This window comes from Desulfobacula sp., assembly GCF_030611305.1.
Taxonomy (GTDB): Bacteria; Desulfobacterota; Desulfobacteria; order Desulfobacterales; family Desulfobacteraceae; genus Desulfobacula.
In genome coordinates this window covers 1-10,057 of record NZ_JAUWQB010000036.1, presented here as the reverse complement: position 1 = coordinate 10,057, position 10,057 = coordinate 1, and the positions used below count along the sequence as shown (strand labels likewise).

Here is a 10,057-nt window from a genome sequence, read left to right as displayed (position 1 = left end):
GTAAAGGGTAGTACAGGATGCAAAAGAAACATAAGTATTCAGGAGAATAAAAATGACAGACCAAATTGATGATAAGGCTGATGATAATACCGCTGATAATAAAGGTGATAATACGGAAGAATTGAGCTTTGCCGAGCTTTTTGAATCATATGATACGAAAATAAGTCATGAACTGAACCAGGGGGATAAGGTCGAGGGCCGGATTATCTCCATCGGCAGTAACAGTGTATATATTGATACGGGAACCAAAAGTGACGGTGTAGTGGGAAAAGCAGAGCTTTTGGATGAAAATGGTGAATTTGCATATAAGGTCGGCGATAAAATTACACTTTATGTGGTCTCATTAAGTGAGAGTGAAATTATATTGTCTAAAGCACTCTCCGGTGCTGGAAAAGCAATCATGCTCAAAGAGGCGTCCCAAAATGGAACACCTGTTGAAGGCAGAGTCACCGGTGTGATTAAAGGGGGCTTTACTGTGGACATCATGGGAAAAAGAGCTTTTTGTCCTGTAAGTCAGATAGATGTTAAATATGTGGAAAACCAGGAAGAGTATATTGGGCAGACCCATCATTTTTTAATTACCCGATTTGAAGAAGGCGGAAGAAATATTGTTGTATCAAGGCGGGATTTGCTGAATGAAGAGATAAAAGAAAAACTAAAAGTTTTCTTTGAAAAAACAAAAGAAGGAGATATGGTTCAGGGTACCGTAATCAAGTTGATGCCTTATGGTGCATTTATTGAACTTATTCCGGGTGTTGAGGGAATGGCACATATTTCAGAACTGTCCTGGTCCCGTATCGAAAAGGCGGAAGAGATCGTTCAACCGGGCGATGTAGTGAATGTGAAAGTGTTAAAGATAGAAACCTCAAAGGAATCAGATACCTTTAAAATTTCTTTGTCAATGAAACAGACATCATCCAATCCATGGGACAGCATGGAAAGCGCCTTTAACACCGGGGATCAGGTATCCGGAAAAGTGGTCAGGCTGACGTCGTTCGGGGCATTTGTGGAAATCGCACCGGGTGTGGACGGCCTGGTTCATATCAGTGAAATGAGTCATACCAGAAGGGTGCTCAGGCCCGATGATGTGGTTCAGGTGGGAGACAGTATCCAGGTGGTGATTAAATCCATTGATATGGACAGCAAGAGAATTTCATTGAGTATTAAAGATGCGTTGGGTGATCCCTGGATCGGTGCTTCGGTCAGATATGAAGTCAATTCAATTGTAGAAGGACGTCTGGAAAAAAGAGAAAAATTCGGTCTTTTTATAAATCTTGAACCGGGTGTGACAGGGTTGATGCCATCCTCGAAAATCAGCGGCGCAGCAAACCCTTCGGTTTTTGAAAAATTAAAACCAGGGAGTTCGGTTCAGGTGATGATCCAGGAGATTGACGAGGACAAAAGAAGAATCACGCTGACATCGCCTGATCAAAAAGAGGGAGACAATTGGAAACAATTTACAGGTAATGCAAAATCAAAGTCATCTGGAACCATGGAAAGCCTGTTTCTGGAAGCTATGAAAAAGAAAAAATAGCAGGAATATTCGGTGGTATGGTGACTGAGGTCACCATGATCGGGGCATCCAATCACTTTGAGGTTGCTATTGCAACATCAGTGATGATTTTCGGACTTTCATCAGGAGCAGCACTGGTCACAGTTGTGGGGGTTTTGATAGAAGTTCCTGTAATGCTGATGCTGGTCAGTATCTGTAAGCGAACCACTTCCTGGTTTGACAAGTAGACCCGGCGAAAGTCTTTAATTCCTTGAGCGTTATACCGCTTTAATCAATTTCAAACAGCATGACACCCACATTTGTATCTGGCTATTTGACGCCATAACCAGCGTCAGTTTTTTTTACATGTTGCAAGAATATCGAATAAAATTTTTGAAAGACAGATTGCTTTTTTCATGAGCATAGAGTTTCAAATGCTTATAGGCAAAAGGCTTTAACCATTTTTACAGAATGGCACGGCAATTGCTGATACTTGGAGATAGCAGGCGAAATTCCTGTTGTTTATGACCACCAAAATAAAGGATCTGAAATATGTTGATAAAAGAATGGATGAGCAGAGCCGTAATTATCTTGGAAACCGATAAATCCTTGAATGATATATTAAAATTATTAAATTTTGTTTTGTAGGAAAAAGTATTGACACAGTCAAGGTCATAGTATATGAATAATTTATGTCGATTGTCGACAATCGACATAAGTCAACATGAATTGTAAAACTAACTCAAGGATAAATAGGAAAATTAAGCTTATGAACAATATAAGTACTATATCAACAAAAAAGGCACCGCAAGCAATAGGCCCCTACTCGCAAGGAGTTACTGCGGCTGGATTCCTTTTCGTTTCAGGCCAATTGCCATTAGATCCGGAGATTGGTAGATTGGTTGAAGAGAATATTTCAATTCGTGCTGAACAGGTTTTCCAAAATATGGCAGCCATAATTGATGCGGCTGGAGCAAGCATGTCAGACGTTGTTAAAATTACTTTATTTCTGACCGATATGAACGACTTCAAAGCTGTAAATGAAGTATACAGCAAACACTTTAAAGATCCCTTTCCGGCTCGTAGCACTGTCCAGGTCACCGCGCTTCCCCTGGGATCGAATATTGAGGCAGAGGCATTTGTGTGTATTACCTGACTCAAACAAACACGAAGAAAATTGTATTTCGCTTTCAGGAAATCATTTTTCTAAAATACTAATGCAGTTTTCTAAAAAGAAAACTGTCTAACAGTGAGGTAGACAAAAGAGTCTTCCCATTAAATAAAAAAGGGCAAAAAACTATTTTCATAGTCTGTATAAGCCCGACAACACAAAAAGGAGATCTTAAAATGAAAAAAAAATTGTTATTCAGTACGATTTTGATGGTAATGCTGGTTTTTACAACAGGTGCTATTGCAGCTGATACGCTTAAAAAAATTTCAGACAGTGGAAACTTCATTACCGGAGTGAGAGATGGCTCAATCCCCTTTGGTTTCCATAATGATAAAAACGAACATGTAGGTTTCAGTATCGATCTTGCAAAGGAATTTCATAAAGCTCTTGAAGAAAAACTTGGCAAAAAACTTAACTTTAAAACCATCGTTGTTAACCCGAAAACGAGAATTCCTTTGGTTGCAAACGGAAACTTAAATATGGTTACCGGTTCTGCGACCCATACAGTTCCTCGTGAAGACACAGTTGACTTCTCATTAACATTTTTTCTTACAGGCAGCCAGTTGTTGGTTAAAAAAAGCGAAGGTTATAGCACAGTAAAGGATCTATCCGGTAAAAAAATTGGTGCTGCTCAAGGTTCAACAAATGAAAAAACTATCCGTAATCTCAATAAATCCGGGTATTTTAATCCAGCAGTTAGATTAGTTGTTTATCAAGAGCATACCCAGGGAATGTTAGCACTTAATAATGGTATAATCAATGCGTACTGCACTGACGGAAGTCTTCTGGCAGGCATGAAAAGTAAAGTTAAAAATTCTGATGATTATATGATTCTCGGTGAAATGCTCTCCTATGACCCCTATGCCTATATCCTTCCGGAAAATGATTCCAACTTCAGAGATTTTATCAATGAACAGCTTATCAGAATGTTTGTTGACGGCAGATACATGAAGTATTATGAGAAATGGTTTGGTGCCAACGGAGTAGTACCTTTCCCAATGACAGATGACTTTAGAACATTGATCAAACTTCAGTCCTGGCCGTTGTAATCTTTAGGATAGTCTTTTTAAATATATTCGGGAGGTCTTTTACGGACCTCCCGTAGATGGAGAAACATATGCTGAACTATGATTTTAAATGGTCAATTTTATGGACAGACCCCTATGGCGGCTGGATTCTTGAAGGCGTAGCAACAACTATTAAATTAGGAGTCCTTTGTTGTATCTTTTCTATGCTGCTCGGTATCGTCATCGGTACTTTGAGAATTACCCAATTTAAACCGCTCAGAATTTTTGCAGAAGCCTATACTGAATTTTTCCGGGATATTCCTTTGCTGGTGCAGCTTTTCTTCTGGTATTTTGCAGTACCGTCGCTTCTGCCTGAAAATATGCGAACCTGGGTCTATCAGGAAATTCCTGATTTTGAATTCTGGATTGTTGTTGTGGGCCTTTCTCTGTATTCATCCTCAAGAGTGGCAGAGCAAATTAGAGCCGGTATTAACTCAATCTCTCCTGATCAGTTTAATGCTGCCCTGAGTACTGGTTTCAGCCATTATCAGGCATATCGTTATATCATTATACCCCTTGCCATAAGGCTTGTTATTCCTCCATTGACCACTGAAATATTAACAATATTTAAAAATACTGCTCTTGCCATGACCGTAGGTGTATTGGAAACAACGTTTATGAGTCAGCAGGTGGAAGCATATACCTTCCACGGACTTGAAGCCACCACTGCAGCTTGTTTGATTTATATGATCATCACACTGATAGTGGTCGGTGCAATGGGCAGGATAGAAAAAAGATTAGCGGTACCAGGTCTCATTATAAGAAAAGGAGCTAACTCATGAATTTTGAATGGCAAGTTATCTCAAATAATTTTTTCTTTTTAATGGGTGGTCTTGTAACCACTTTTGAGTTGGCATTGATAGCTATTGCAGGGGGTCTTACCCTTGGCATTCTGGTGGGTATGGGTCGGTTAAGCAAGTTCAAATTTATTTACTATCCGGCAACTTTGTTTGTTAATCTAATGAGAACTCAGCCCCTTATTCTGGTTATATTCTGGTTCTATTTTTTAGTGCCGCTTATCATAGGCAGGCCCATTGGTGGTTTCACTTCAGCGGTCATTGCTTTTACTATTTTTGAAGCATCTTATTTCGCAGAAATCATCAGAGCCGGAATACAATCTATATCAAAGGGTCAGATGGAGGCTGCCTATTCGAGTGGATTTACGTATTGGCAGGCCATGAGATATTTTATTATTCCACAGGCTTTGAAAAATATGATGCCCTCTCTTATTACACAGGCAGTTGTTGTCTTTCAGGACACATCGTTGGCCTATGTTATCGGGCTACGGGAATTTTTAAGATCTGCAAATATTGTGGATGCAAGAGAAATGAGAAGTGTTGAACTATATCTGTTTGTAGGACTGGTTTATTTTATTGTTTGCTTTAGCATGAGCCGGATTTGCAAAAAACTGGAACTTAAAAAAGGGTATGCATAAATGATTGAGATAATTAATGTAAGTAAATGGTTTGGCGAACTCAAGGTCCTTGATAATGTCAAGGAGACCATTAACAAGGGACAGGTCGTGGTTATTTGCGGACCTTCCGGTTCCGGCAAGAGCACGCTTTTAAAATCTCTTAACGGATTGGAGCCTTTTCAGGAAGGTGATATCCGTGTGGATGGGATTTCTCTTAATGATCCTAAAACTAATTTTATAAAGCTTCGTCAAAAAATGGGGATGGTATTCCAGCGGTTTGAACTTTATCCTCACATGAAAGTAATAGAAAATATAACAATTGCACCCACCAAAGTTTTAAATCAATCTAAATCACAGGCAGGCAAAAAAGCCATGGAACTTCTTGAAAGGGTTGGAATTCCAGAACAGGCTGATAAATATCCCGGAAATCTTTCAGGAGGCCAGCAGCAACGTGTTGCCATTGCCAGGGCACTTGCCATGGAACCGGATATCATGCTTTTTGACGAACCCACATCGGCCCTTGATCCTGAAATGATAAAAGAGGTTTTAGATGTTATGGTGGACCTTGCCCAATCAGGTATGACAATGGCAGTTGTAACCCATGAAATGGGCTTTGCAAAAGAAGTGGCCGATGAAATCATTTTCATGGATGAAGGCCGAATTATTGAGCGGGGCACGGATAAATCTTTTTTTGAAAATCCTGAAAGTGAACGTTTAAAGGAATTTTTAAGAAAAATTTTAATTTAACTGGCTTTGAGAAACCAACATCTATATGCTATAATATCTTGGTGTTTTGATCGACTTTATTACAATTATGAATTGTTTTTAAAAAAATATATACTCTATGAATAATTTCAAAAAAGAAACCTATAGTGACCAAGTTGTCGATTACGTGAAAGAGAGCATTCTCAGCGGAGACCTCGTTCCAGGTGCTCCTATCACAGAAGTGGCCATAGCTTCGGAGCTATCCATCAGCCGTGCTCCAATAAGAGAAGCTATGCAGATATTAATTCGTGAAGGCCTTATCGAATCACATCCCCAGAGAGGGAAAAATGTTACTGCGCTGACTGCTAAACAAATCAAAAATAGCTATTTTACCGGTGGGGTACTTGAAGCCGCTGCAGTGGCAAAGGTTCTGGACAATTATACAGACAAGGATATTGCCGAGCTGGAACATATCATTGCAAAAATGAATAACATTGCAATCAATAATGGCTCTGTATCAGACCAGGCGCCTTTAGACAAGGCTTTCCATGACCTTCTCTTCTCTCGCATCGACAACGCTCTACTTGTAGAACTTTGCCGTCGTGCCTGCCAGGGCATTTCAAAATTCCTACTTTACAAGCATTGGGTAAAATTATTTACTGCAAAAAAGGTTTACGAAAGGCATAAGGAGATTGTCGATGCGCTAAAAACAAAAAATTTTCAGATTATCGAGCGTGTAATTAGAGAACACTACATGGAATCGGGTGAGCGAATGTCTGCCTTTGGCGTGGATATCTATGAAGAATAATCCTCGCGAAAGTAAATACTAATCTTACAGTCGAAGTTTGCTTGAATCAAGCAGAACGCATAGTATAAAATTGGGATCAGTGTAATTATCTACAGGCGCAGATTCCGAATTGGAAGCAAGTTTTTAATTTTTAACACAAAATATATACAAAGCAAAAGGACACAAATGAATTTTACCAAATTTCCCAGAAGAAACTATCTTCAAGGCCCGACCCCCATTGAATCCATGCCGTCATTGAGCAAAGCGCTTGGTGGAGAAGTTAACCTGTATGTCAAACGAGACGACCTGCTTCCCGGTGCCGGGGGCGGTAATAAAACAAGAAAGCTTGAGTTTTGTATTGGTGATGCCCTTGACCAGGGTGCAGATACAATCATTACCTGCGGAGCTGTTCAGTCAAACCATGCCCGTCTTACTGCTTCATGGTCTGCCAAAGAAGGATTGGAGTGTCACCTTATCCTTGAAGAACGGGTAAAGGGATCTTACAAGAAAGACGCAAGCGGGAATAATTTTCTCTTTGAGCTTCTTGGTGTGAAAAGTATTGGTGTTGTTGAAGGCGGTTCCGATATGATGGTTGAGATGAACAAAAAGGCCGGTGAACTTGTGGCAGCCGGTAAAAAACCATATATTATTCCCGGCGGTGCTTCCAATTCAATTGGTGCCACGGGATATGCGGTTTGCGCAGAAGAGACCATGGGACAACTCAATGAGATGCGTCTTGATATTGATCACATCGTTGTCCCTTCAGGTTCTGCCGGAACTCATGCCGGAATGGTGGCTGGTATGACAGGCGTAAACGGAGGGATTCCCATCAGTGGTATGAATGTTTCCAGATCAAAAGATATTCAGGAAGAGATTGTTTACAAACTGGCTGTAGAAACAGCTGAAAGACTTGGTGTAAAAGGCGGCTTAGTCCGTGAAGATATTGTCTGCTTTGACCGGTATGTCGGACCCGGTTATTCCCTTCCAACAGACCCCATGGTCGAAGCCGTAAAACTGTTTGCCAAAACTGAGGCTATTCTCCTTGACCCTGTATATTCCGGTAAAGCTGCTGCAGGACTTATTGATCTTGTTCGCAAAGGCCATTTCCCAAAAGATTCAAATGTGCTTTTCCTCCACACCGGGGGTTCTCCTGCTCTGTATGCTTATATGAATACATTCAGACAGAGTTAGATGACAGGAAAAAAAGAAAAAATAGTTGGAATTTTAGGCGGAATGGGCCCGGAAGCCACTGTGGATCTTATGCAACGTATTATTCAACTGACGCCGGCTTTGGATGATATCGATCATATTCGGTGTATTGTGGATAACAATCCCAAGATTCCATCCAGAATAAAAGCCATCATTGAGGGAGATGGAGAAGACCCTGGCCTGTGTATGGCCGATATGGCCCGCCGGCTTGAATCATGGGGGGTAGACTTCCTGGCGATTGCATGTAATACCGCCCATTACTATTATGAGACGGTTTCAAATGCTGTCAAAATACCGGTAATTAACCTCATAGATCTTGTTGTTTCTCACCTAAAACAAACCAGCCCGGATTGCAGTAAAATAGGAATACTTGCCTCCCCGGCTGTGCTCATGACAGGGTTATATGAAAAACGATTTCATGCGGTTGGAATAGAGGTTGTCTATCCGGGTCCTGTTTTTCAGGAGAGACTTTTTAACGTCATTAAGGCTATTAAAACCGGGGACACATCTGTGGAAGTAGTTCAAACATATAAAGAAATCTGTGAAAACCTTAATTCATCCGGGGTTGACTCTGTCATCATCGCCTGCACAGAACTTAGCGTAATTAGTTCTGATCTTCCCTTTGAAATTATAGATTCCGCTGAAATTTTGGCCCGGGAAATAGTTGATGTTGCTAAAATGATAAAACATTAAAAGCCGATCAAGCGAAACCACTGACAATGACAGGTTCTCCCCATAGTTTTTCAAACAACAACGCTGTTTTTTCATGAACATTGCTGCTTAAAAATTCTGTATCTCCATCTTTAGTGTTAGATGTCAATAAATTATTTACATTGAGTTGTCGTGAAGTCTCTATTGCAACTGCTTGATACGTATTTATTATCTTCAACTCACTCCCAATTATTTCTCTTAATATTTTTGTCAGAAACGCAAAATGTGTACAGCCCATAACAATAGTATCAGCCCCTTTTTCCAACAGCGGCATCACATACCTCTCTAGCATATATCTAATTTCGTGCCCTTCAAATTTATGAGTTTCCATTAGTTCCACCAGACCTGGACATGATTGTGTTTCAATGTGAGCTTCATCAGAAAACCGGTTAACTAAATTTTGAAATGATACGCTGTTTACTGTTTGTTCTGTAGCCAGTACTCCAATAGTACCGCTCTTACTTGCAGCCACTGCGGGTTTGATTCCCGGCTCAACACCTATAATTGGGATTGAGTAATTGTTACGCAGCATATCAATGGCACTAACTGTAGCGGTATTACATGCTACAACTACTGCTTTGGCTTTCATGCCGATTAAGTGATCAATAATATAAGATGATCGCATGGAAATAAACTCGTCAGATTTATTTCCATAAGGGGCATTTAATGAGTCAGCTATATAAACCATATCTTCATTAGGCAGTTTTTCCCTTATGCTTCGCGCAACCGACAGTCCACCTACACCCGAGTCAAATATTCCTATAGGATTGTTGTTCATTCTAAAATTTAATCTCTATTACCTTTCTATGCTAATGACCGGCATAAGGCGCGGCGGCTTTTGCGTATCCGCCGCAAGAGCATGGTTAGGGCTCATCATTATGAGTCCACTGATTTCAGGAGCACAGGCTTTATATCGACCACCGGCGTTCCATCAATCGCTTCTATCGGTCCCACTTTTAATCTATTCCCGGTGATTTCCAAAACCGCAACTCGGTGTAGGCCAAGTGGATTTGGTCTATCAGGAGACCGTGTAGAAAAGACACCAGTCACAGGCTTGCTCTTGTCCCTGCGGGGGTGTAACTTCAATATGTCACGATGAGCCTTGTGAAACCATGTAATCAAAATAATTTCACTCCCCACTGCAATACCTTCAAGTCCCTCTGCAACCGCCGAATTCACTTCGACCCATGCATCGGGTGCACCTTCGTTTCCCTGGCGAGGTGCTGCCTCGCAACTGGCCAGTTCGGACCGCATGACCCCAATTGGCTTGATCTCATAACTGGTTTCGCTCATATCTCGTCCTTTCTGCACTGTTGCGGCTTGAGGGCTTAACACCTAAATCACCGGCTCGACCGGTGCATTTTGTTGTGTACGCCCGGCACGGGCGTGAACTTATGGGGTGAAAGTCCCCTATACGTGAGTCCTGTTAACATGTGTTTTGTTAACACAAGTATTAGCCGAAAACAAGGGCGGAACCGCGAGGGACCGTCCGAAGGAAGTT

12 protein-coding genes are annotated in these 10,057 nt (G+C 41.0%); 10 read left to right on the top strand and 2 right to left on the bottom strand.

Annotation, left to right across the window (positions count from 1 at the left end; genetic code table 11):
* Window positions 1-52 precede the first annotated feature (52 nt).
* The 10 genes from QAI40_RS08795 to QAI40_RS08750 all read left to right on the top strand — a co-directional run bounded on the left by QAI40_RS08795 (window position 53) and on the right by QAI40_RS08750 (window position 8,538).
* The gene (locus tag QAI40_RS08795; protein ID WP_299980788.1) at window positions 53-1,534 is read left to right on the top strand and encodes a 30S ribosomal protein S1; all 1,482 of its coding nucleotides are present in this window, start codon (window positions 53-55) and stop codon (window positions 1,532-1,534) included.
* Window positions 1,535-1,551: 17 nt separating this feature from the next.
* Window positions 1,552-1,740 carry an arsenic resistance protein gene (locus QAI40_RS08790; protein ID WP_442875369.1) on the top strand — a complete coding sequence of 63 codons (189 nt, stop codon included), beginning with the start codon at window positions 1,552-1,554 and terminating at the stop codon, window positions 1,738-1,740.
* Window positions 1,741-2,261: 521 nt separating this feature from the next.
* Complete coding sequence (locus tag QAI40_RS08785) at window positions 2,262-2,648, top strand: RidA family protein (protein ID WP_299980790.1); 387 nt, start codon at window positions 2,262-2,264, stop codon at window positions 2,646-2,648.
* Window positions 2,649-2,839: 191 nt separating this feature from the next.
* Entirely contained in the window at window positions 2,840-3,712 is an 873-nt protein-coding gene (locus QAI40_RS08780) for an ABC transporter substrate-binding protein (protein ID WP_299980792.1), read from the top strand.
* A 68-nt stretch (window positions 3,713-3,780) separates the two neighbouring features.
* Window positions 3,781-4,512, top strand: coding sequence for an amino acid ABC transporter permease (locus tag QAI40_RS08775; RefSeq protein WP_299980793.1), 732 nt, complete (start codon window positions 3,781-3,783; stop codon window positions 4,510-4,512).
* A complete protein-coding gene (locus tag QAI40_RS08770) occupies window positions 4,509-5,165 on the top strand; it encodes an amino acid ABC transporter permease (RefSeq protein ID WP_299980795.1) in 657 nt (218 codons plus the stop codon). Before QAI40_RS08775 ends, QAI40_RS08770 begins: the two co-directional genes overlap by 4 nt.
* A complete protein-coding gene (locus tag QAI40_RS08765; protein ID WP_299980797.1) occupies window positions 5,166-5,891 on the top strand; it encodes an amino acid ABC transporter ATP-binding protein in 726 nt (241 codons plus the stop codon). It abuts the gene before it with no gap.
* Between the two features lie 97 nt (window positions 5,892-5,988).
* Entirely contained in the window at window positions 5,989-6,657 is a 669-nt protein-coding gene (locus QAI40_RS08760; protein ID WP_299980799.1) for a GntR family transcriptional regulator, read from the top strand.
* Window positions 6,658-6,822: 165 nt separating this feature from the next.
* Window positions 6,823-7,827: a D-cysteine desulfhydrase gene (locus QAI40_RS08755; RefSeq protein ID WP_299980801.1), complete on the top strand. Its 1,005-nt coding sequence runs from the start codon at window positions 6,823-6,825 to the stop codon at window positions 7,825-7,827.
* Window positions 7,828-8,538 (top strand): aspartate/glutamate racemase family protein, encoded by a 711-nt coding sequence (locus QAI40_RS08750; RefSeq protein ID WP_299980803.1) that lies wholly within the window; start codon window positions 7,828-7,830, stop codon window positions 8,536-8,538. It abuts the gene before it with no gap.
* A 7-nt stretch (window positions 8,539-8,545) separates the two neighbouring features.
* On the opposite strand, the gene murI is transcribed toward QAI40_RS08750, so the two are convergent.
* Together murI and tsaA are read right to left on the bottom strand one after the other, a co-directional pair.
* Complete coding sequence (gene murI / locus QAI40_RS08745) at window positions 8,546-9,334, bottom strand: glutamate racemase (RefSeq protein WP_299980805.1); 789 nt, start codon at window positions 9,332-9,334, stop codon at window positions 8,546-8,548.
* Window positions 9,335-9,432: 98 nt separating this feature from the next.
* Window positions 9,433-9,849 (bottom strand): tRNA (N6-threonylcarbamoyladenosine(37)-N6)-methyltransferase TrmO, encoded by a 417-nt coding sequence (gene tsaA / locus QAI40_RS08740; protein WP_299980807.1) that lies wholly within the window; start codon window positions 9,847-9,849, stop codon window positions 9,433-9,435.
* Window positions 9,850-10,057: the final 208 nt, after the last annotated feature.

Bases quoted from the DNA above. Each gene is read 5' to 3' on its own strand.
- QAI40_RS08795 (WP_299980788.1), top strand. From the start codon at position 53: ATGACAGACCAAATTGATGATAAGGCTGATGATAATACCGCTGATAAT.
- QAI40_RS08790 (WP_442875369.1), top strand. From the start codon at position 1,552: ATGGTGACTGAGGTCACCATGATCGGGGCATCCAATCACTTTGAGGTT.
- QAI40_RS08785 (WP_299980790.1), top strand. From the start codon at position 2,262: ATGAACAATATAAGTACTATATCAACAAAAAAGGCACCGCAAGCAATA.
- QAI40_RS08780 (WP_299980792.1), top strand. From the start codon at position 2,840: ATGAAAAAAAAATTGTTATTCAGTACGATTTTGATGGTAATGCTGGTT.
- QAI40_RS08775 (WP_299980793.1), top strand. From the start codon at position 3,781: ATGCTGAACTATGATTTTAAATGGTCAATTTTATGGACAGACCCCTAT.
- QAI40_RS08770 (WP_299980795.1), top strand. From the start codon at position 4,509: ATGAATTTTGAATGGCAAGTTATCTCAAATAATTTTTTCTTTTTAATG.
- QAI40_RS08765 (WP_299980797.1), top strand. From the start codon at position 5,166: ATGATTGAGATAATTAATGTAAGTAAATGGTTTGGCGAACTCAAGGTC.
- QAI40_RS08760 (WP_299980799.1), top strand. From the start codon at position 5,989: ATGAATAATTTCAAAAAAGAAACCTATAGTGACCAAGTTGTCGATTAC.
- QAI40_RS08755 (WP_299980801.1), top strand. From the start codon at position 6,823: ATGAATTTTACCAAATTTCCCAGAAGAAACTATCTTCAAGGCCCGACC.
- QAI40_RS08750 (WP_299980803.1), top strand. From the start codon at position 7,828: ATGACAGGAAAAAAAGAAAAAATAGTTGGAATTTTAGGCGGAATGGGC.
- murI (WP_299980805.1), bottom strand. From the start codon at position 9,334: ATGAACAACAATCCTATAGGAATATTTGACTCGGGTGTAGGTGGACTG.
- tsaA (WP_299980807.1), bottom strand. From the start codon at position 9,849: ATGAGCGAAACCAGTTATGAGATCAAGCCAATTGGGGTCATGCGGTCC.